Origin of the sequence: Bacillus sp. FJAT-27916 (assembly GCF_001183965.1) — a bacterium.
In the GTDB taxonomy this organism is placed as follows: Bacteria; Bacillota; Bacilli; order Bacillales; family Pradoshiaceae; genus Pradoshia.
The window spans coordinates 1,789,007-1,810,320 of record NZ_LFZV01000001.1 but is presented as its reverse complement, the minus strand read 5'-3'; the positions used below and the strand labels follow the sequence as shown (position 1 = coordinate 1,810,320).

21 protein-coding genes and 1 pseudogene are annotated in these 21,314 nt (G+C 39.9%); 4 read left to right on the top strand and 18 right to left on the bottom strand.

What is annotated here, in order from left to right:
• Positions 1 to 199: 199 nt before the first annotated feature.
• The 5 genes from AC622_RS20430 to ltrA form a co-directional block, all read right to left on the bottom strand.
• A complete protein-coding gene (locus AC622_RS20430; RefSeq protein WP_053103739.1) occupies positions 200 to 886 on the bottom strand; it encodes a zf-HC2 domain-containing protein in 687 nt (228 codons plus the stop codon).
• A 116-nt stretch (positions 887 to 1,002) separates the two neighbouring features.
• On the bottom strand, positions 1,003 to 1,662 hold the full coding sequence (locus AC622_RS08770) for a zf-HC2 domain-containing protein (RefSeq protein ID WP_049670729.1): 660 nt from the start codon (positions 1,660 to 1,662) through the stop codon (positions 1,003 to 1,005).
• The gene (locus AC622_RS08765) at positions 1,649 to 2,143 is read right to left on the bottom strand and encodes an RNA polymerase sigma factor (RefSeq protein WP_049670728.1); all 495 of its coding nucleotides are present in this window, start codon (positions 2,141 to 2,143) and stop codon (positions 1,649 to 1,651) included. Before AC622_RS08765 ends, AC622_RS08770 begins: the two co-directional genes overlap by 14 nt.
• 207 nt (positions 2,144 to 2,350) lie before the next feature.
• Positions 2,351 to 3,681, bottom strand: a protein-coding gene (locus AC622_RS20650) for an IS3 family transposase (RefSeq protein ID WP_156185596.1) whose coding sequence is annotated in 2 segments (ribosomal slippage) — positions 2,351 to 3,303 and positions 3,303 to 3,681 — 1,332 coding nt in all. Because the reading frame shifts where the segments join, the coding sequence is not laid out codon by codon here.
• A gap of 353 nt (positions 3,682 to 4,034) precedes the next feature.
• Positions 4,035 to 5,798, bottom strand: a complete 1,764-nt coding sequence (gene ltrA, locus AC622_RS08750; protein WP_049672864.1) for a group II intron reverse transcriptase/maturase — start codon at positions 5,796 to 5,798, stop codon at positions 4,035 to 4,037.
• A 1,162-nt stretch (positions 5,799 to 6,960) separates the two neighbouring features.
• On the opposite strand from ltrA, the gene AC622_RS08745 reads away from it, so the two are divergent.
• Complete coding sequence (locus AC622_RS08745) at positions 6,961 to 7,200, top strand: DUF6429 family protein (RefSeq protein ID WP_049670725.1); 240 nt, start codon at positions 6,961 to 6,963, stop codon at positions 7,198 to 7,200.
• A gap of 122 nt (positions 7,201 to 7,322) precedes the next feature.
• On the opposite strand, the pseudogene AC622_RS08740 reads toward AC622_RS08745, so the two are convergent.
• The 5 genes and pseudogenes from AC622_RS08740 to AC622_RS08730 all read right to left on the bottom strand — a co-directional run bounded on the left by AC622_RS08740 (position 7,323) and on the right by AC622_RS08730 (position 11,954).
• Positions 7,323 to 8,162 (bottom strand): annotated as a pseudogene (locus AC622_RS08740) (tyrosine-type recombinase/integrase).
• A 504-nt stretch (positions 8,163 to 8,666) separates the two neighbouring features.
• Entirely contained in the window at positions 8,667 to 8,789 is a 123-nt protein-coding gene (locus AC622_RS21650; protein ID WP_197089919.1) for a DUF2188 domain-containing protein, read from the bottom strand.
• Positions 8,790 to 8,939: 150 nt separating this feature from the next.
• On the bottom strand, positions 8,940 to 9,092 hold the full coding sequence (locus AC622_RS20995) for a lmo0937 family membrane protein (protein WP_156185595.1): 153 nt from the start codon (positions 9,090 to 9,092) through the stop codon (positions 8,940 to 8,942).
• Between the two features lie 86 nt (positions 9,093 to 9,178).
• Entirely contained in the window at positions 9,179 to 9,640 is a 462-nt protein-coding gene (locus AC622_RS08735; RefSeq protein WP_049672863.1) for a dUTP diphosphatase, read from the bottom strand.
• Between the two features lie 16 nt (positions 9,641 to 9,656).
• On the bottom strand, positions 9,657 to 11,954 hold the full coding sequence (locus AC622_RS08730; RefSeq protein WP_049670724.1) for an ATP-dependent DNA helicase: 2,298 nt from the start codon (positions 11,952 to 11,954) through the stop codon (positions 9,657 to 9,659).
• Between the two features lie 161 nt (positions 11,955 to 12,115).
• On the opposite strand from AC622_RS08730, the gene AC622_RS08725 reads away from it, so the two are divergent.
• Positions 12,116 to 12,757 carry a hypothetical protein gene (locus AC622_RS08725; RefSeq protein WP_156185594.1) on the top strand — a complete coding sequence of 214 codons (642 nt, stop codon included), beginning with the start codon at positions 12,116 to 12,118 and terminating at the stop codon, positions 12,755 to 12,757.
• 210 nt (positions 12,758 to 12,967) lie between these two features.
• Here the strand turns inward: AC622_RS08725 and AC622_RS08720 are convergent, their stop codons facing one another.
• Both AC622_RS08720 and AC622_RS08715 read right to left on the bottom strand, forming a co-directional pair.
• A complete protein-coding gene (locus AC622_RS08720) occupies positions 12,968 to 13,384 on the bottom strand; it encodes a CBS domain-containing protein (protein WP_049670722.1) in 417 nt (138 codons plus the stop codon).
• An 85-nt stretch (positions 13,385 to 13,469) separates the two neighbouring features.
• Entirely contained in the window at positions 13,470 to 14,117 is a 648-nt protein-coding gene (locus AC622_RS08715; RefSeq protein ID WP_049670721.1) for a GTP pyrophosphokinase, read from the bottom strand.
• 169 nt (positions 14,118 to 14,286) lie between these two features.
• Between AC622_RS08715 and AC622_RS08710 the strand changes: the two genes are divergently transcribed.
• Complete coding sequence (locus AC622_RS08710; RefSeq protein ID WP_049670720.1) at positions 14,287 to 14,730, top strand: hypothetical protein; 444 nt, start codon at positions 14,287 to 14,289, stop codon at positions 14,728 to 14,730.
• Between the two features lie 297 nt (positions 14,731 to 15,027).
• On the opposite strand, the gene AC622_RS08705 is transcribed toward AC622_RS08710, so the two are convergent.
• The 6 genes from AC622_RS08705 to AC622_RS21520 form a co-directional block, all read right to left on the bottom strand.
• Positions 15,028 to 15,480: a hypothetical protein gene (locus AC622_RS08705; protein ID WP_049670719.1), complete on the bottom strand. Its 453-nt coding sequence runs from the start codon at positions 15,478 to 15,480 to the stop codon at positions 15,028 to 15,030.
• Between the two features lie 88 nt (positions 15,481 to 15,568).
• Positions 15,569 to 15,766, bottom strand: a complete 198-nt coding sequence (locus tag AC622_RS08700) for a cold-shock protein (RefSeq protein ID WP_049670718.1) — start codon at positions 15,764 to 15,766, stop codon at positions 15,569 to 15,571.
• Positions 15,767 to 15,847: 81 nt separating this feature from the next.
• Entirely contained in the window at positions 15,848 to 16,048 is a 201-nt protein-coding gene (locus AC622_RS08695; RefSeq protein ID WP_049670717.1) for a cold-shock protein, read from the bottom strand.
• A 210-nt stretch (positions 16,049 to 16,258) separates the two neighbouring features.
• On the bottom strand, positions 16,259 to 16,822 hold the full coding sequence (locus AC622_RS08690; protein WP_049670716.1) for a mismatch-specific DNA-glycosylase: 564 nt from the start codon (positions 16,820 to 16,822) through the stop codon (positions 16,259 to 16,261).
• 350 nt (positions 16,823 to 17,172) lie between these two features.
• Positions 17,173 to 18,258: a YecA family protein gene (locus AC622_RS08685; protein WP_049670715.1), complete on the bottom strand. Its 1,086-nt coding sequence runs from the start codon at positions 18,256 to 18,258 to the stop codon at positions 17,173 to 17,175.
• 176 nt (positions 18,259 to 18,434) lie between these two features.
• Positions 18,435 to 19,337 (bottom strand): 3D domain-containing protein, encoded by a 903-nt coding sequence (locus AC622_RS21520; RefSeq protein WP_053103738.1) that lies wholly within the window; start codon positions 19,335 to 19,337, stop codon positions 18,435 to 18,437.
• A gap of 350 nt (positions 19,338 to 19,687) precedes the next feature.
• Between AC622_RS21520 and AC622_RS08675 the strand changes: the two genes are divergently transcribed.
• A complete protein-coding gene (locus AC622_RS08675; RefSeq protein ID WP_049670714.1) occupies positions 19,688 to 21,280 on the top strand; it encodes an ABC-F family ATP-binding cassette domain-containing protein in 1,593 nt (530 codons plus the stop codon).
• Positions 21,281 to 21,314: the final 34 nt, after the last annotated feature.

Sequence of the window (21,314 nt, the reverse complement as noted above, 5' to 3'; positions counted from 1 at the left end):
AATACATGGTTTTATCATTCCTATCCTCGGTTATAAAGTTAGAGTTTCTGTGGAAATTCCTCGTCTTTCGCACCGGAGTGCTTATAACAAAACTTGTCGCGCTGCCCCTTTTGTTCAATAAGAAATTCAACACAAAAAGACATTAATCCTTCTTAAGATCAATGCCACCTTTGTTGAGTAACAAAAGAGAAATTCTGTTCTATTCAAATCCAAAGTTTTTCTCTACTTCTTCGCTTGTCTTTGGCAATTCTATTCCCTTTTCCCATATCAAAATTTTATCTTTTGGTGTACCATAATAAATTCTTTTTATTTCCTTACCACGATATTCTTCTTGTACTTTAATATCTATATAATCATAGCCTTTTTCTCCCCCGTATGGAGGCTGTGCTTCTTTCTTTATTAAGGGACGTAGTGGAGTCATATAAAAATTCCCTTCGCCATCCATATCGTATTTTATTGTATTTAAACTATATCCATCATTTATCTCCGCATAATAGACGATTTTACCATCTTCCATTTCACTTATATCCCTGATTTCTACTATATCTGTGGAAACACTTTTGACATCCCATATAAATAAGCCGACATATCCCAAAAAGATTATGATCATCAAAAGTGCACTTATTATTCCACCTTTTATAAAAGACTTTAGCCGCCATCTTTTCCACGAAGTAGATATATTTTTTATGACATTACTATCCGTTTTATTTTCCATAATACTTTTTTCTGGACTATGAATTTCATCTTGAATTTTTTCAAATTCCACTTTGCAATTATTACACTCTGAAAGATGTTCCTCTATCATTCTTTTACTATCATCACTACATACATTGTCGTAATACAACGGAAGCATATCTTTAATTATTTCACACGATGCTTTTTCCAATTTCATTTCTCCCTTAATATTTCTTGAATTTTTTGTTTACCTCGGTAAAACGTGCCTCTCGCCCAACTGTTAGCAATAGACTTTGCTAACCCCTATTCTATATCCTCTTAATTGTTCTATTTCTCCCAAATCAATACCGCACGTTTTAAAACTGAATCCCAAGATTCCTTTCCAGCAATGACTTTTTCGATATCATAATCTACATAATAAACAGCATCGATTTTTTCACTCTCAGAAAAATTCCAGATATAACCTTGATCATTAAGGTTCTTTTCATCATTTATTAGGTTTCTTGAAGGGGAATCAGCAATTGTTTCTTTATAAACGATAAAACTCACATTCTTTATCTCTCCATCAATTTCAAGTGGCGTAGGATGGGTCTCGCTAACACTAGAATAACTTTTACCGTAATAATGAGAAACCAATTGATTATCATTTTGCATTTTGATTTCAAATAGATTGGTCGAGTATGGAATAACCCTTTCATAATAAAAGATATACGCAAACACTCCTAATAGAAAAATAGTCGTAGAAAAAATGGAGGCAAATGAAATGATTACTTTTTTCTTACGCCATTTTTTATTAATCTTATTAATAGTTGGAGCTTTATTTTCTGCTGGAATATACAGTTCACGTTTCATTGTTTCATATTCCTTTTGACATTTTTCACAGTGCTGTAAATGCTGGTCTACCATTTCTTTTGTATCCTGACTAACCACTTCATCAATATAAAGAGGTAAAACATCTTGAATAATTGTGCATTTAATCTCTTTCATAGTTCTCCTCCTCCATATACTCAATAATTTGTTTCCTCGCTCTGTAATAGGTAACCCTTGCCCATCCTGCACTTTTCCCAAAAAGAAGCCCTATCTTCTCAAACGGTAACTCACCAAAAGTTCGAAGTGAAAAGACCTCCTTATATGGTTCACCCATCGAGTGAAGAAACTGATGAACTGCGAATGCATCTTCTTCATTCATTAAATGATTTACTATCTGTACGGTCATACCTGATTCTTCTACTACATTTGAATCTATTTGTCGTTTATTTCTTTTGTAATGAGAGAAATATGTATTTTTAGCAATCGTAAAAAGCCACGCACGAATATCTTTAGAACCATCGAATTTTTCAATTGCTTTTAACGCCTTGAAAAATGCTTCTTGCGTAATTTCTTCGGCTATATTCTCATCGTGACTTAACGATTTAATAAACAAATAAACCTCCTTAAAATATTCGCAATAGATTTCCTCGAAGTCCATCCCTTTTCACCCCTTTCACTTATATAACTTCTAGAATTTAATTACGTTACAAAAATTTTTAAATATCGCATATCGGAGAATTATGGAATCCACTCAATTCCCAAAAGGATCAATCTATATAATTTACATCAAAATAAAAATAGGTACATTCAAAAATGAACTGCACCCTATAAAGTAGACAGTTTAATAAAAAGGGATGTGCCGTGTTTATGCGGCGATGAGATGACTTCGGTAAGCTGCCGGAGTCATCTTTTTTAATGTCCATTGCTTTCTCGTATTGTTATAGTAATCCATATAATCATCAATCATATATTTTAGTTCTGCCAAACTGTTTGCCTCCTTATAAGGAACTTCGTCCTTCATATGTCCAAAGAAGGATTCCATTGGGGCGTTGTCCAGGCAGTTTCCCCTTCGTGACATGGACTGTAAGAGCCCCTTCTCTTTCACGCGAGATTGATATTCAGGATGCGTGTAATGAAACCCTTGATCCGAATGAATCATTGCTTCTGGATGTAATTGATTCCCATAACAACTTTCTAACTTGGTTAATGTTCGGTAGACTATCTCCATCCGTAGGCTTGTCGCGAGTTCATAGGCGACGATCTCTCGTGTCGCCACATCTTTCACGCAAGACAAATAAGCCGTCTTCCCACCGCGGATTTGCAGGTAGGTGATGTCGGTCAAGAAGACTTTCCCTGGTTCCTGTTGGTCAAACTGGCGGTTCAAATGGTTGGGTACCTGACGGTGAACCTCTGTTGCCTTGGCCATCGTACAGTATGGGTTCGCTCTCCGTACCTTGGCAAAAAAGTGAAACTTGCGCATCAATCGAAGGATTTTCTTGTGGTTCATTGGCTGACCGGCTTTCTCGGTGACTTCCATATATAAGCCGCGATAACCGATTTTCCCTTGGGCCTCATCATAAATCTCTTTTAGAAAGACATAATCCTGATAATCAGACTCCTCCCGGATAGCTTGTTTTTCCGCATTCTGAAGCCATTTATAATAGCCGCTTGGACTCACTTGGGCCACTTCACATAAATAACGGACCATGTTCTTCAATTGATAAAGCCGAATCGTCTCATTAATGACTTGGTATTTCTCTCGGGCTTTTAACGACGATTCTTCTTCGCCTGCCTTTCCAACTCGTCTAGCCTTTTTAGTAAGGTCAATTCCGCCTCTAAGAGGCGAATGCGGGCTTCTGCTTGGGCCAATTTCTTCTCGGTAGAGGCATTCTCTTTCTTGGGGCGTCCCTTACTCGCTTTTCCTCGGCGTTCCTCTAAAAAGCCATTTTCTCCGTATGTTTGGAAGGTTCTGCGCCAACGAGCCAGGGCGCTTTGGGCTTTTTTAATGCCAATCACCTCTAAATCGAAACCTGCTTCTCGGAATATTTCCGCTGGGCCTTTCCCAGATTGGTTTTGTTTAACCGCCTGCAGTTTGAAGTCAGGGGTATACTGAATCGCGCGGTCTGTCACGGCTTTAACGTTTGGATTAGCTTCTAGTAGTCTTTGTTGGTGTTCATTAAAGATAATCTTACTCATGAAAAATACTCCGTTCTAAAAATCGTAATGTTAGTATAACGGGAGTTTTCCTGAAAGAGAATAGGAAAACCCCGAATAGGGTCCACTTTTTTTAAAGTGTCCACTATTCGGGGTTCAGTTCAAAAGAATACACCTATTTCTTTTATTAACAATAACTTATTTTCTTTTGGTATAGTTCATTAAAACTAACATTAAGTCATTCGTAAAAATTGAATCCCTTATTAAGGTAAGCGTTTGAAGTTATCTCCGGCTTTTCCCCTGCTCCACACGGAACGTGCCAGTTTCCAAGCATTCCGCGTTCCATCTGGCGATGGTTTTGATTATAAGTTTCAAGTTACTCTTATTGATTTGGATTATATGATAGGTTCTAACTCGCACTTTTCCCGATATTTATTGATTTTCTCTAATATCGGTGGCGTGATATCCAAACTTTTTATGAGTATATTCATCTTAGTTGTATCTGTCATATGGATTAGTTTGTGTACATCTTTGTAGAGAATGCGTAAGTTATTGAACTTGTCATTTCCGCCGAGATGTACTGGCACGTAGTGATGACAGTGTACATCCCGTGCTTGTAGAAATTGTCCTGTAATTTCACATTTTCCTTGTTTCATACTATATCGACTGATTCGATTGTCCATATATTCGACACTTCGTGTCGGGATATTTGACTCCATTAGCAAGGCAATTTCTTGCTTGATATTCTTATGCAAATTCTTATGAATTAGCGCTCGGCCTTCAACTGTGAATAGTGTCAGACTTTGTGTGAAACAAATAGTGTTCTTTGGCTGAACATTCGCAAGAGGGAAGAGATGAATACCAGCAATTTCAAATGTCTTGAACCTCAAACTGTATAACTTCTTATAGGTTGGCGGCGGATTCGCTGGATGGGCGTATTTCCCGACTGGTTTAAGACGATTGTACATAGATGCACCTATATCATAAGCAAGACGTGAGAAGGCTAAGTTGACATGTGTAGCTCGATTAAAGTAATTATGCAGCCCTAAGACAAAGCTATTAAATCGCAAAGCATTTTGAGTCGTTGGTGAGGCTCGAAGTGCCTCAATTCGTTTCCTCGCTTCATCTTTTATTTTCTGTATCTTTTCGGCTTTCACAAAAGTATGGGCCACACGTTTTTCACCTTTGCGAATGGCACGTATCGTAAATCCAAGAAAGGCTGATTCATGTTTCCGCAGATTAATTACTTTTGATTTTTCCGGTGAAATGTCAAGTTTTAAACGCTCTTTCAGAAAAAGCTTAACGGCATGATACCATTTTTCGGCTGTCTTCCAGTCCCGACATAAGATTTTAAAGTCGTCGGCATAGCGAACTATATAACCTTCTTTTAACTTTGTGTGAATCTTTGCATAACGTTCACCTTCGCGTGTCGTATATGGCTTATCAAGAGGGAAGAGTTCCCACTGATTCGCTATCCATTGATCTAATTCATTCAAAACCACATTAGATAATAACGGGGATAGTAGTCCACCTTGCGGTGAACCCTTTTCCGGAATGCCTTCACCATCACCTTCAGCTTTTAACATTTTTGAAATGCAAGCTAAAACTTTTCTATCATAAACACCTAAATTCCACAGCTGTTTAATGAGCAATGTATGATTGATATTGTCAAAGAAGCCTTTGATATCAACATCAACAACATAGTGAAGTTTAGAATGGTTAACAAGGAATTGAACTCTTGCCATCGCATGATGTGTAGACCGTAAAGGTCTAAAACCGTAACTATGATTATAAAAGTGCGCTTCCGTAATTGGCTCCAATACTTGCTTGAAACACTGTTGAATGATTCTATCGAGGATACATGGAATGCCTAGAGGTCGCATTTTACCATTATCTTTTTCAATTAATTTTCGTCTGACTTTCTTCGGGCGATAATTCTTGAGCTGTTTTTGTATCTTTTCTACTAAATCATTTTCTGTTAGTCTCTCTATGTCGATGATGGTTTTTCCATCTGTACCGGGGGTCTTAGACCCCTTATTTGACTTGATAGTCCGATAAGCTAATAAAATGTTATTCCTCGACGTGATGACGTCATATAAGTGATGGAATGTTTCTTTATTTTTAGCTCGGTGGTACAAGTCAGTAAAAGTGTCGGTCATATCATAGTAATCCCAGTATCGTAGAGCTTGCACTGTGGCATCATTCCTTTGTGAGGTGATGTTCCCACGTTCTTACCCGACCGGTGCAATGCACGTTTGAAAAATAATCGTTGCCAATCACTAGACTTGGGGCTGTTTCTCTACCTCCATTACAGAAGCTTCATCAGTCGTACCCCTACCCTCATAAGGACAAGTGCATTTCGTTCAATTACTTATAGCAACCGTTTTGGGTGACAGCCCTCGAATCAACGTTCCTTTCTTTCTAAGTCCCTTATAACTTAGCTATCTATCTAAACGTAGGTGCTTCCTGTAAGCCTGTGAGCTGGATACCGCCATTGTTCGATATAACGTGTTTCAGAGGGGCAATTTTTACTCCACATTACTCACACCACCGTAAGGGTGGTACAATAGTTTCCTATTGTTCGAAACTCTAGACCTGTACACTCGGAAGTTCGTCCGTTCTTTGTGTAAGAAAATTCTCACCTTATTTAGTTTTTCAGCCATCCGGCATATCCATTGACATACCTTTATCCTGAAAGGAATGGCTTTAGCCTTTGTTCTGCCGACTTCACCTGAACTTCATACCCCATAATCTGTCCATTATGACGCATGCAGGAGTATCAATGGGATAGTTTCAAAATACATGGTTTTATCATTCCTATCCTCGGTTATAAAGTTAGAGTTTCTGTGGAAATTCCTCGTCTTTCGCACCGGAGTGCTTATAACAAAACTTGTCGCGCTGCCCCGTTCGTGGAAGAACAACAGTAAAAGCATACATTAACAGTATCTAATTCTTTTTATAACAAAACAAAGTGACCTAATGCTCGTAAGGTCACTTTGTTTTATTTGCACGACGTTCTATTCCAAAATAAACACAGGCAATTAGAAACAGAATATTAGAAAGAAGTATGGCTACTCCATTCCATTCTCCTTCAAATAAAACTATATTTACAAGAGTAATCAAATGCATTATAACAATAAGGATAAATAAATAGAATGAGTTTTCAAAAAAATACATACCGATTAATACTCTAACATAAAAATACAGTTACCTGTTCAACTAATCTGCTCCGTTTCTTTTATATAAAATAAAAGTAAGCTTTGGTTTATAATATTTCATATATGAAGATAAACTCTAAAAAAAAAGAGAGGACTCAATAATATGAAAGATCAAATTGATGAATTAACTCTATTATTGTTGTATTTAACCTCTTTTAAAGATGATTATGGATTAGGTGAAGCTCAAAGAAGCTGGAAGGGATACCCCTTTGAATCCCTAAATGAATTATCGAAAAACAATCTCATTCTTGATAGTAAGCGTTCAAAATCTGTTTATCTAACTGATGATGGTATTGAGGAAGCAAAGAAACTAATAAAGAAATATCATATAAAAGACAACTAAGCAAGCTTTCTCAAGAGAGAATCCCTTAATCAATCATACACTCTGCTAAAAAGACAACTATAGTTCTTTTTCCTGTTTGTAAGAAAGCAAAAGGTTGTCGATATCCGACAACCTTCCTCGTATCAAAAAAATTTTTTATATAGTTCACGTCGCAGTGTACCACTTAAATAAGCGTACATTTTAGTTGTTTCGCTTTTCTCGTGTCCCATCAAGTTTTGAATGACTTCTAAAGGAGCCCCATTATTCAATAAAGTAGTGGCATAACTATGCCTCAACTGATGAGGGTGAATACTTTTATTGATGCCGGATTTTTTCGATATCTGTTTTATAATATACCTCATTTGGGATATGCTCATCCGATGGGGAGCACGTACGGTTACAAATAAAGCTTCTTGATCATCTGTTCTCTCATCCAGGTACCTCTTCAACCAGATATCACACCTAGTATTAAAGTAAACTTCTCTTTCTTTATTTCCCTTCCCTAAGACAATTACGGACTGATTAGAAAAATCAATGGATTGTCGATTCAAATTAACGGCTTCCCCAATTCGACAACCGGTTGAATACATAAACTCGAACAATGCATTTTCTAATGTTGTATGACAAGCTTCTCTTAAATGCTCAATTTCTACTTCAGTTAAAAACTTTGGTATGCGGATATCTAGTTTCGGTTCCTTAATTTTTGCGGCTGGGTTACCATTCAGGACATTTTCATCTTGGGCCCATCTAAACAGCGATTTTATAAAACGTATCCTATGACTCAGGCTAGCAGCCTTTAATTGATTAGCAACATTCCCGAGATAAAGCTTTAATGATTCAGTGGTTATTTCATCAAGGGATCGATCACCAAGATTCCGGATTAACAAATTCAATTGGATATTATAGGCTTTTAAGGTCTGAGATGAATATCCTTAGATTTGTTTATCAGCTTTATATAAATCCCACGCTTCAGATAGTATCATCCCATTACTCTCCTAATCTATTTTTATCAGTATAGACAAGTAGAAAGAAAGTAATACTTAAACTCTATTGATTAATGATTTCTATGAAACTCTTTTATGAAAGATAAGATTTTAAAAACCACGAGGGCATTTCTATTACTTATCTCCACAGTTCCTACACGTTAAATAGAAAAAATCACTTGTAACACTGGTGGAGAAATTCGGATTAAGTATTGACTTCGTGAATCCGTTGCAAGAAACGTAAAAAAGCAGCGCCCCCTTTAGAGGGCTGACTGCCTTATTTCAATATAAGCTTCGCGACAGATTCCACGTGTGTTGTATGCAGGAACATCCACAGACCTTCCACCACTCTCTATATAATCGCAAAATATTAATAAATAGTTCCATTACAAAGAAGCATCCCCTAGAGGATGCAAAAAACTAAAGAATTTAGCTCAACCTTTCCCCCGGCGGAAACGGATCATTCCCTATCCTTTGATCTTATCTTACCATAACGGCCATCGATCACGACTTTGCTATTTTCCAAACAATATTAATAGCTTCCTCTTGTGTTTTATGGATTGATGTTTCCATGCTCTTCCCCTCAGCTTTCACTTTCCAGCGGCCTTCTTCATTCCTTGAAAACATGCTGATCTGCCACAAACTCTTTATAGTATTCATCTTCGTAAAGAAGGGGATATGAGATTACTTTTTGTCTAAATTACCTTATCTACATAAAAAAAGCTGCCCAACAGCCCCAACCCTGGGACTATCAGGCAACTCTTTTTCTCAATTTATTCAAACTCTCGATGATCCTCTACCTTTAATAAGATTGATTACCAGCATAATCGCGGCAACCGCCAATAGGATATGAATCAAGTTCCCTGCTATATCGAACAGGAAGCCAAGTAGCCATACGGCGATGATTATTCCAATAATTGTCCAAAGCATCTAATTCACTCACTTTCATTGTTTATTTGATAACTGACTTATTGAATTAGTACCCTTATTAAGACAATTTGAAACAATTGGGTTATTTAGCGATTGCTGGAACCAAATCCACCTTCACGTTGTTGATGAAGAACTTGATCATCATCGGCGATTAAGTATTTTTTGAAGATGCCTTGGGCAATTCTTTCTTCCTTCTCAATGACGACCGGCTCACTCCCCCAGTTGACGAGGCAAATGCCGATATTGCCGTCATTGCCTGGATTGCCATAATAGGAGGAGTCGATGATTCCTGTTCCGTTTGCCATGGCAAGTAAGTACTTCACCCCAAGACTGCTTCTTATGTATACTTCGAGAACCTCATCCTCCAGCATATAGGCTTTGACATCTGTCCAGAAGAGATGCTTGGCACTCGGCTCTATCGTTACCGTTTCATTGGAGAAGAAATCATATCCGGCAGAACCGGCATCTCCTCTGATTGGCAGTTGAATACTTGCGTCTTCATGCTTTCTGAATTCATTTCCTACTACTTCAAATCCTCTTGTTTTCATCATTCATTCTTTCCTCTCACTGTTCACTTCTTTTCAAGCATTTTGTCCATAAGGCTGGAAATAATCCTTGATACTTCTTCGTTAGAAAACGGTCATCTATCAAGATGAGCTTACCCCTGTCCTGTTCAGTGCGGATTAATCTTCCCCCGGCCTGCATGACCTTATTCATCCCTGGGTAGACATAGGCATAATCAAATCCATTTACACCGAGTGATTGGTAATAATCCTTGATCAGATTACGGTCCTCATTGACCTGGGGCATGCCTGTTCCAATGATAATGACCCCGCATAGCGCCTCTCCAATCAGGTCAATGCCCTCAGAGAAGACACCGCCCATCACAGCAAAACCTATGACTGATTTTTCACTCTCTTGCTCGAATGCGGCAAGAAATGCTGAACGCTCCTCCTCATTCATCCCTTGTGACTGAACATGCACCTTATGGGTTTCGCCTAAATCCTCTAAATAGGCCGTGACCATCAACAAATATTGATAGGACGGGAAGAAAACAAGATAATTATCCTTATTGGCAGCATGTGTCCGTATGACCGCTGCCACTGCCTCCGCCGTCCTTTCCCGCTCCCTGTATTTCGTCGATAGACCGAGAATCTGTACTTCCAGCTGATCAATTGAAAACGGAGATGGGACGGAGAGTGTATAATCCTCCTGACTCCCACCAAGTGCATCAATATAGTATTTGGCAGGTGTTAAGGTCGCTGAGAAAAAGATTTTTGCTGCAAACCCTTTTGACATGGAGGCCAGGTTGTTGGACGGGTCAAGGCAATAGATTTTAAGCCCCATGTCTCGCTGTTCAAAGAATAGCTTTGTCACATACGCCTCACTGTAGTACTTCGCAATTCGTAGAAAGCTTTGCACGCTGAAATAAACATCCAGCAAGAACGCCATGCTTTCCCCGCCCCTTGCCAGCTCCCCTTCCATGACTGGCACAAGCTGTTCAACCATTTGAATGAAGTCCTCAGGCTTGTCCTTATCCACTTGAATCCTTGCTTGCCCCATTGCTTTCTTCGCCTCAATGAAATATCGATTGACGGTTTTGGCTGCTTCCGAGAGTGGCGGGTTTATTGTTTTATAATGGCGCTGCATCTCAAGGAAATCCTTTTTCCATAGGGTTTTCGAGAACATCTCTCTACCCCGCTCGACAAGATTATGCGCCTCATCAATTAAGAGCACCGTTCCCTTACGCTCCTCCTCAAACAGCCTTTTCAAGGAAACCCCCGGGTCAAAGAGATAATTATAATCGCATATGAGCACATCCGATAAATACGCTAATTCAATGGAATACTCAAAGGGGCATACTCGGTGCTTACGGGAATACGCTTGAATGGTTTCTTTATCCATAATGTCTTCATGGGTAAGAATATCGAGAATGGCTTCATTAATCCGATCAAAATGACCTTCCTCATAAAGGCATTGCACTCGCCCATGTTCATCCACTGGTCCTTCACACATCTTTTCCTTCGCGGTTAAGGAGACGACCTTTACCTTCAAGCCATCCCTGACAAGGAGATTCATTGTACTTTCAGCGACCTTTTTCGTTGTTGTCTTGCCGGTCAAATAAATGACCTTCCTGACCTGTTCACCTGCTTCATGTCCCATTTGCTTGATGGAAGGGTAGAGAAAGGAGATGGTTTTACCGGTTCCAGTCGGTGCGAGCGCAAATAGATTCTTTCGTTCACTGATTGTTTTCCAGGCCGCCCCCATCAGCTTGCGCTGGCCTTCCCTGTAATCAGAAAAGGGGAATGGTACGGAATCTGCGGTGGATTGTTTCTCCTCCATCCGCTTTATTTGAAGCCTTGCAAATGGCAAATAGGCGAGAATGACTTCATGGACGTAGGATTCCAGCTCATCGACTGTCCAGCTTTGCAAATATGAAGCGGTCTTTTTCGTTTGTTTTTCCACATACAGCAATTCTACATTCATCTTTTGTAAATCATTCTGGACGGCATATATGTACGCATAGCATTTCGCCTGTGCCCAATGAACAGGATAGGCATTTTCGGCTAGCTCTCTAATATCCTGGGAGGTGGATTTAATCTCTTGAATCATCACTTCTCCCTCACGGCGGAGAAGACCGTCACATCGACCCTCAAGCACGAATCCGATGCCTTCCTGCACAATACGATGACGGAGGAAAACCTCCTTCTCATCCTCCGGTCCATACGCAGACTGAATTTCCTGGTGTATCTTCGTCCCTTCTGACATGGATGTCGCCACCCTGAAACGATTATCCAGATCCCCGCTCCGATAGACATACTCGACTAAATGGCGAATCGATATTCTGTACTCCTTCTCCATACCCTTTAACCACCCTTGTCCGTTCATATCCCTTCTATCTTACCATATATCGTACAGACGTTCTGATATAGACAACATCATTCTTGCTTAGATTTAAATGGTACGTTTAAGACCTTAAATGTCATTTTGATGTATATGAGCATATGGAGCCGAAACATTATTTGGAAATCGTTTTTTTAAGACATATCGGTAAGACTATTATCAAATGCGTTAAAGCAATTGTAGGCAAACCATTTATTGATGAAAAGAAGGTCATTTTAATGAACACCTCTGAAGAACATCTAAAAGAAACCATCCAAAAAGCGTTAGAAAAAATTGATTGGGAAGAAAAAGAAAAAGTGGAGTTAAAGCAAATCATTTTTCACAATCTTCGTTCCAGTGTGGGTTCCTCTTATTTGACAGCAACCTTTCTATACGAAAACCCGAGAACCGTTAAAACATACGATATTCAAGTAGTTAAGAATGATGGAAGAGAATACCCTGATTACTTCGCCTATAGCCAAATAACGAACACAAAGAGCGGTAAACAAGTCTCTCATACACAAAACACAACACGAGTAGCTGATAAACTATTGTATATAATCTGTACCCAATTAGAGAAGGAAACCGGAGTAACGGTCACTCCTGATTTCAAGGAAATTAAACGTTTTATCAGAGAATTTGGCCAATATCATCAATGCATTCAATATTCTACTTCCTATTTGACTAAGCTAGCCTCCCGTATTCGTATATATGAGGTAAACAAAAAGCAAAGAGAAGACTTTGATATCAAATCCTTTATCAATTCGCTAATCAAAAGGTAAGCATGTGTACTGCCCGCCCTAATGGAACTAAAGGCATCCATTCCATATGGATGTCTTCTTATGTTCAGCCACAGAAAAGGTACTGCTTTTTGTGCGACAAAAAGATTGCATAGGCCATTTAGGATACGTAGTTGACTACTAAGCTGGTTGGAAAGGATGAAGCAGCCCAAAAAAAGAGAGCATGATTCTGCTCCCCCTTTTCATCATCTATTAGTGATCTTTCGAGATATCCTCGAGGGCCTCACCAGCATCATCGCTGGACCCATATGTAACGGCCAGGTCGCCAAGTGAGACAATCCCGACAAGTTTGCCGTTCTCAAGCACAGGCAGTCTCCTAATCTGATGCTGTGCCATCAAGGAAGCGGCCTCCTCATCTGTTGTATCCGGATTGGCTGTGACAACATCAGCATGCATGACATCGGTTACCTTCGTTGATCCAGGATGTTTCTCGGCTATCCCATCCACCACAAGGTCGCGGTCTGTAATTACACCAAGCAAGGTCCCATTGTCACATACAGGGATAATGCCGACATTATCCTCTTTCATTTTCACGGCGACTTCATATACATTATCAAGCGGTGTAACATAGTCTACATTTGTGGTCATAATATCGCGTAAATAAGGCATTTACTATCATCCCATCCTTTTATTGTAATGTGTCTCTATTATTCCCCTATTAGGTTCAAATGACACATCAAGAATGGAAACCTTATTATTGATTGATGCTTTCTGCCTGACTTTTCAAGATGTTCACTTCTTCATTGATGCTTTCCATCTTCTTATCAAGCTCAGCAATCATATCAGCTGATTGCTTGATGTCATGCAGAATATGTCCTGGTACCTCTCCATCAAACTTATAGTATATTTTATGCTCTAAGCTTGCCCAGAAATCCATTGCGACAGTTCGAATCTGGATCTCAACCTTCATCCATCTCTTATGGTTAGAAAAGAAGACTGGGATTTCCGTGATGATATGCAGGCTTCGATACCCATTAGGCTTTGGATTTTGGATATAGTCCTTTACCTCAAGAATTCGTATATCATCCTGCTGCTTCAGAGCGTCCACGATTGCATAGATATCCTTGGTAAAGGAGCAGGTAATTCTAATTCCTGCTATATCTCGAATATTTGCTTCCACATTCTCCTGAGTGATTACTAGTCCTTTATGATTCATCTTCCTGATGATGCTATCAGGACTTTTCATGCGAGATTTGATATGCTCAATCGGATTGTAGTGGTGAATCATTTCAAATTCTTCATTTAAGATTGTCAGCTTTGTGTTCATCTCATTTAAGGCAAATCGATAGCCGATGAGAAAATTCTTCCACTCTTTCATTTCTTCCTTGCTAAATCTGTTCATGTCAGGTGAACCCTCATTTCGAAATAGTTACGCTATTATATACGAAAATGAGGATAAAATCGTTTCACATTTTTTCAAAATAATATATATGAGCAAAAAGTTATCCTATGTAACTTTTTTCAATTATGATAATGTATTGTAACTCATTTAAATGGATAAGGAGAACATCATGAGAAAATTATTATTATTCATTTCATCACTTGCCATCATCCTTGTATTAGCTGCATGCAATAGTACTAGTGAAAGCAGTGAAAAAGACAAAAATGAACCACCAAAGCAGATAGACCTTGAAGGAGATTGGGTACAGATTAATTCAAATTCCGAAGACTCCTGGCAGGAAGCTGTGATAAAGGGTGATACAATAGAAATCAATTGGATCAATAATGATGGTGATACAAAATCACTCTACTGGGCAGGTACCTTCATCAAGCCAACTGAAGGAACAAAAAGCTATTCATGGATTTCAGATAATGATACCTCAAAAACTGACAGTGCGCTCTTAGCATCATCTGCAGAAACGAAAGAATTCACCTATGAAGATGGAATCTTAAGCTATGAAGCCGCTGCATTAGGGACGACAACGGTCATTAAACTTGAGAAGAAATCAGAATAAGATAACCGGGGAGCAAACCCGGTTATTTTTATGTAATGATAAACTTGCCCTTAAGATTCTATCTATTGATCTTTCTTTACAGATTCCTCATCCGCCTTCTTCTGCGCTTGCCAGGTGTTTATCAATCCCGGAACCCCAGCCCTATCATGCCTGCTATGAAACTCCACATTACGTAACGCCAATCACCTGTATACAATAATATCCCCATAAAAATCAACAGCTGACCGATAAAAGCGAATCAGACAGCTGCCCAGGCAAATTTCAAGTTTTCTTTCATCCATCTTCCTCCCTAGCAGACTATTTTACGTCAATCACAAACGCATACACCGCATCCCCTTCATCCCAGTTAGCAGATACACCATATATGTAGGTCCCTTTTTCCTTTGGCAGAACGAACTCATTTCCTTTTACCATCACATCTACCTCTTTCTCATCATCAATCCATCTGGTGAGACTGAAGGAATCTTCTATTGGCTCCCGGTCGAATTCAATTGTCAAGATAGATTCAGGTGAGGCATCTGCTGGTTCTGTGCCATAATAGGCAATCAATTCAGGCGGGGTGGCGAAGGTGTCCTCACAAACTCCTTTCAGCTCTGAACTCCAGCAATAGGTTCCCCGTACAACCTCTACCCTCTCCTCACTAATCATAATGATTGGCTCAGGCGGCATGGACGTGTATTCCTTCCAAACCCAATAGCCGCCCATGATCATCAGGATAACCAACGCAAATGTTATGATGTATCCCTTCATCCTCTCCCCCCTTTTTTGCTTAGTATCCAAAAAAAGAGACCCGAATCAAGTCAGGTCTCTTGTTGTCCAATATGAAAGCTATTCCGGCTTAATCGATCCGTCTCGGATTATTAATCGCTTGAAGCATTTTAGTTCCTTCCGTCATATCACTGCTGCATAAAGGACAGGAAGGGGTTTCTGTACTTTTGAAATTGTCTCGAACCCAGGCATTGCAATCATCAGATGTACACTCCCACACTTTTGTTTCCTCAGGGATTACTTCCTCAACATTTTTTCGATTGTACATTACCGGCACACCTTTCGTATTAAGTCATTATATGTAACAAAAGGCTATCCGCTTTCAGTGGATAGCCTTTATAAACAATTCTTAAAGTTTAATTACGTTTTCAGCTTGAGGACCGCGTGCGCCTTCAGTTACGTCGAATTGTACGCTTTGTCCTTCTTCTAAAGTTTTGAAGCCTTCGCCTTGGATAGCGGAGAAGTGTACGAATACATCGTTTTCGCCTTCAACTTCGATGAATCCGAAACCTTTTTCTGCATTAAACCATTTTACTTTACCGTTTTTCATTTTGTTACCTCCAAAAATGTGTTAATAAACAAAATTCACCTATCATAAAATGTACCGCTCTGTAAAAAGGATAACACTTTATAATAAGTGAAACATTCAATTTACGGGTAATTTTATATAGATAAATAATATAGACTATTTTAACAATCATCCAGCGAAATGTCAATATCTTCGGTATCCACTATTATTAATACGCCAATATCATCCATCTTATTCATGGTTATTTAAGATTTCATTCTTGCACTCATTCAGCTGTCTGAAATACTCAATTCTTTCTTCACGACTAAAGCCTGCATTAAGACCGCTTGTAGAGGGAGCAACAAAAACCCGGCACCCTTCCCATTTTTCCGTTGTATAGAAGAAGCCCTCCTGCAATCCTGGAACGACCTTCTCCTTATGGATTTGAAATGCATGCCTGAAGGCTGTGATTCCGACAAAGCAAAGTATCTTTGGCCGGTACTCAATGATAGTGTCCTGCAGCCTCCCAGCCCCTTCCTCCATATCCTTCTTCGTAAGCTTTGAGGCCGTTCTCGTCGGTCTTGCCACGATATCCGTTATCCCATATCCATAATCCAATAACTTTGGTGTTTCCTCCGGCCGAAACTGATAGGGGGTCAAACCGCCTAAATGGAGCGCCTTCCAGAACAAATTGCCTGGATTAGCGAAGTAATGACCGGCTAGTGCGGAAACTCGCCCTGGATTAATACCGCAAAACAAAATATCTAAATCATGCCTAATATAGACCGGCAGTCTTAAGTGTTCAAAGTCTTCCATTCATTGATCCCTTCCTTCTATCGTTGAAGCTACTTTACCATATTTACAAATCCATATCCTGCCCTTCACACTTTTAAACACACAAAAGGGCAGCCTGCTTTCACAGATTGCCCTCTTTTCGGTTCAAATGACAAATATCAGCTGTTACCTTGGTAAACATCAGCCTTAAGCATCGTCTTACCTCGGTACTTTCGTATTCTTACCTTCCCAGATAGTCCCACCAGTCGAAGCCAAGGGTAACAGATACAATGGCAAGACGGAATTTGAATCATGAATGCTCAGTCTATATAACTCATTATTTTACATAAAAAGATGCCCTATCAACATGGATAGGGCATCTTCCATCATCATTATTTCATGCAGCAACGCTTGTACTTTTTGCCGGATCCGCATGGACATGGCGCATTACGAGGAATTTTATTGTTCGTTACAGGCTCTTTCTTTTCACTCACTTCTTGAGCAGGCGCCAATTCTAATGGCGTGAACCCTTTCAAGATCCAGAGACGTGTATTGTTTACGACCTTGGCAATATGCTCAACAATCGCGTTGACATCTTTCTCGTTCTGAAGCTCAATATTCTCGCCAAACCATTTAACTACTTCTTGTAAGCCATGGCCAAATTGGACTTTATAGAGGAATTGCTCGATTAATTCATTCGCTTGAGCTGCCTCTAAAGAATACGTATCTTGCAGGAACTGACTGAATGCAGCCATTTCAGCTGTTTTCTCAAAGCTTTCATAGCGATTAAGATTCATCATGCTTTCCGCTGGGATTGGATAATAGTTCAATTCCTCTCTCGTCTTAAGGACTTGCTTGAAGCTATCAAGCTCGCGAATTGTTTGGTGAATCAAGTAGCCGTCCTTCGCATAGAAAATGCCGTAATAATCAGCTAAGTAGCTGATATAGTTTGTAAGCCATGCTTCTTCAACCTCTTCTTCGAGGTAAGCCTCCACCATTTTTTTGACCGTTTCTAAGTCTGCAAAACCGTAATAACGCACGATCCCAAAGAGAATATTAGAAACCTTTTGGTTACGGTTCACATCAGCCATGATTTCTTTTGGATCAAGACTGAAGAACTGCTTCATCACTTGTGAAGGCATTACGACAATCGGCTGGTCATCCTGCTCTGCCGGATGGATATAGCCGATGCTGGATAAGTAGAACACATCCTCAAGGGCGATTTGGTCAAGCGGCATCACTCCGCTCTTAGTCATAAGGGCAACAATAGATGTATATTGCTGCAAGTCCATCATCTTTGTTCTTTCAGGCACGGATGCAGGAATATGCTCCACCAATGCCTGAACGAGCTCCTTCTTCCTTAATGAACTCATATTTTTCAAGTTTAGGTTACGTCGAATATTTTTAAGAGCATCCATCTTCAAGGCATCTAGCAATGTCTCTAATTGGTACTCATCAACATGTGTAGCTGTTGTCATTCCATTTCCTCCATCATATCGTAAAACTTATTTTAAAATAGCACTCCGTCAAAGAACTTGATTTTACTACAAAATCCACAAAAAATAAACTGTTCCTCAATTGTGAATATTTATAATCATCACTCCAACAAAAAAAGGAAGCGATTCACCCACTAGCAAACCACTTCCCTTCACTATCACTGTTTAATTGTAACATTGACTGTCTTAATACCCCAAGCTTCTGCCTCTGCCTGACTTGGAATGAAGACATCAATTTTATTCCCTTTAATGGCTCCGCCGATATCCGCTGCTATCGCAGTACCATAGCCCTCTACATACACTTCTGTACCAAGCGGAATGACGGAAGGGTCGACTGCAATGACTTTGGCATCTGGGTTAGCTTTTAAATCAATCCCTGTATAGGTTACGCCGCTTCCCCCTTCACAGTCTGCCGTATAGGCTGTTGCTGTCATGGTAATCACGGTTTCTTCAGCAGCTTCTTCTATCTCAGGTTTCACGGTATCCTCTGTATTTTCAGGTGCTGACTCTTCTCTGCTCTCATCTACAGAGGCTATGACTGGTTCTTCCTCTGTGAGCGTTGCTTCTTCGACAACAGGTTCTTTTTTCTCTGGCTCAGCTTCTTCGGCTGCTGTCGTATCTATTACGCTATCATCCTTATCCTCTCTTGGAGATACAGCTTCCTCTTTTCTTTCTGTTTCTTCAGCGGAAGCAACAACTGTCTCCTTGGTTTTTACAGCCTGTATCTCGCTTGCGATTTCCTCATATAGCATAGCGGCATGGAAGGAGTCCTCCTTCTCTTTATCTGCAAGCTCAACAATTCCTTCGTTTATGAAATGTTCGATTGCATATGGATCAGCAGCTTCTATTTCCTCATCATCCATCTCCGCAACGATTTTCATCGAAGACAGCTGAATAAATTCTGGTGATAGATTGGATAAATCTTTATCTATATTAATCATATTGGATTCTTCTGCATGAAGCTCTTCTGTCATAAGCTCCTCTTGGTCAGCCGCATAAAAGCCCTCTGCGGAGCCAATGATGGAAGCACATGCTAAAAACGCCATACAAATTTTCTTCAAAACAAAATCCTCCTGTCATTTGCCGTTTTGACGGGCAAGACCTATCCTATCAGCGGGGATGGTTTTTTGTTAAGGTCAAGAATGTAATAAGAGCATGACATTGATTGCAACAGGATTACAATAATGTAACAAATTGACAGAAAAGTCCTTCTGTAAACGCTCCATCACCCGCCAGTCTTGAGGCTGGATTTGGTCCCTTTTTCGTCTTCATCATGGTTTTTATCCATAAATTACCGGACAATGGGGCTCATTTTTCATTTTCAGCATCTTCTTTATCCCCGTCCCTTTCAAAAAAGGGGATGATAATGATATAATTTGCTAGATAACAGTTAACGGAGGAATTTTATTACATGATAACAGTTAGTAATGTTGGTCTGCGTTTTGGCGACCGAAAATTATTCGAAGACGTAAATATTAAATTTACGCCTGGAAATTGCTATGGTTTAATCGGTGCAAACGGTGCAGGTAAATCCACATTCTTAAAAATATTGTCTGGTGATCTTGAGCCGCAGCAAGGGAATGTCTCCTTAGGGCCTGGTGAAAGACTTGCCGTTTTGAAACAAAACCACTTTGAATATGAGGACACAGAGGTCATCCAGGTTGTCATCATGGGTCACGCTCGTCTCTTTGAAGTAATGCAGGAGAAGGATGCCATCTATATGAAGGCTGATTTTACAGATGAGGACGGCATGAGAGCTGCTGAGCTTGAGGGTGAATTCGCTGAGCTTAACGGCTGGGAAGCAGAGCCTGAGGCTGCAATTCTCTTAAAAGGTCTTGGCATTCCGGAAGAATTGCATAACAAGAAAATGTCTGAGCTTGACGGCGGCGAGAAGGTTAAAGTTCTCCTTGCTCAAGCCCTATTCGGCCAGCCTGATGTTCTTCTTCTCGATGAGCCGACGAACCACTTGGACATTAAAGCCATCCAATGGCTGGAAGAGTTCCTCATTAACTTTGAAAACACAGTCATCGTTGTATCCCATGACCGTCACTTCTTAAATAAAGTATGTACTCATATCGCTGACCTAGACTTCGGCAAGATTCAGCTTTATGTCGGGAACTATGACTTCTGGTATGAATCCAGCCAATTAGCGCAAAAGCTAACGGCTGAATCCAACAAAAAGAAAGAAGAAAAAATCAAGGAATTGCAAGCCTTCGTTGCCCGCTTCAGTGCGAATGCATCGAAATCAAAGCAAGCGACATCCCGTAAGAAATTGCTTGAGAAAATTACGCTTGACGATATCAAGCCATCATCAAGACGTTATCCATACGTCCACTTCACGCCAGATCGTGAAATCGGCAATGATTTATTACGTGTTGAAGGCTTATCCAAAACCATCGACGGCGAAAAGGTATTAAACAACATCAGCTTTACCATGAATAAAGATGACAAAATCGCCTTGCTCGGAGCGAATGATAATGCGAAATCCACTCTCTTCAAAATCTTGATGGGTGAAATGGAAGCAGATGAAGGCACATTCAAATGGGGAATCACAACTTCTCAATCTTATTTCCCGAAAGATAACTCTGAGTTCTTCGAGAACAACGACCTCACATTGGTTGAATGGCTGCGTCAATTCTCTCCGCAGGATGAAAGCGAATCCTTCTTGCGTGGATTCTTGGGCAGAATGCTCTTCTCTGGCGAAGAAGTAATGAAGAAAGCATCCGTCCTATCCGGGGGAGAAAAAGTCCGCTGCATGCTCTCTAAAATGATGCTTAGCGGCGCTAATGTTCTCTTGCTTGACGAACCTACCAACCACTTGGATTTGGAATCCATCACAGCAGTCAATAACGGACTAATCAACTTCAAGGGATCCATGATTTTCACATCCCATGACCATCAGTTCATTCAAACGATTGCGAACCGTATTATCGAAATCACGCCAGATGGCTTGATTGATAAACAAATGACTTATGATGAGTATTTGGAAACAGTGAAAAAATAATCCGATTAAAGGAAATAAAGCTGGGACATAAATA